The organism is Leucobacter sp. M11 (assembly GCF_035726885.1).
Lineage (GTDB): Bacteria > Actinomycetota > Actinomycetes > Actinomycetales > Microbacteriaceae > JAPFRB01.
In genome coordinates this window covers 297806-298499 of the sequence record NZ_JAPFRB010000003.1, presented here as the reverse complement: position 1 = coordinate 298499, position 694 = coordinate 297806, and the positions used below count along the sequence as shown (strand labels likewise).

Below are 694 nucleotides of genomic sequence, written 5' to 3'. Positions count from 1 at the left end.
GTGATCGTGGACCGCGACCGCGTCCTCACCCCGAACTCTTTCTCGGTCCGCGTCTCCTCGCAGGACTACGAACGCCTGAGCGGCCTCGGCCAGACCCTCCCCCAGGAGCTGCGCGCCGTCGTCCACAAGCACGCGAAGCGGCAGGGCTACCGTTTCCTTGGCCCCGTCGTCATCGACATCGTGGACGACCCCGGGATGACCCCGGGCGTGCTCCAGGTGGACGCCTCCCGGGTCTCGAACGAGGTGAACTGGCTGGCGGTGCTCGACGTGAACGGCGCCCGTCACCCCCTCCGCCGCGGCACCACGGTCATTGGGCGCGGCAGCGACGCCGACATCACTATCTCCGACAGCGGCGCGAGCCGCGCCCACCTCGAGATCACCTGGGACGGCGCCAAGGGAACCGCGCGCGATCTCGGCTCGACGAACGGCTCGAAGATCAACGGCCAGCGCTTCCGCGAGGCCGCCCTCATCCCCGACACCGTGCTCACGATCGGGAAGACCTCGCTTCGCTTCTCCCTCATCCCGGAGTCCCCCCGGCCGGAACGCCCGGCCCCCGCCGAACCCTCCGACCACACCGTGGTTCAGCCGGCGGTCGACCAAGATTTCTGGAGGGACCTGTGACCGAACTCACCCTCATCGTGTTCCGTTTCGGCTTCCTGCTCCTGCTGTGGCTGTTCGTGTTCGCGATTATGTA

At 68.2% G+C, this 694-nt stretch carries 1 protein-coding gene and 1 pseudogene; both read left to right on the top strand.

Annotated elements, in window-relative coordinates:
• On the top strand, positions 1 to 621 hold a 621-nt coding region (locus OOT08_RS09725), incomplete at its 5' end, for a DUF3662 and FHA domain-containing protein (protein ID WP_325092445.1).
• Positions 618 to 694: pseudogene (locus tag OOT08_RS19145) on the top strand (FHA domain-containing protein FhaB/FipA); the annotation flags it as partial. The gene OOT08_RS09725 and the pseudogene OOT08_RS19145, both read left to right, overlap by 4 nt.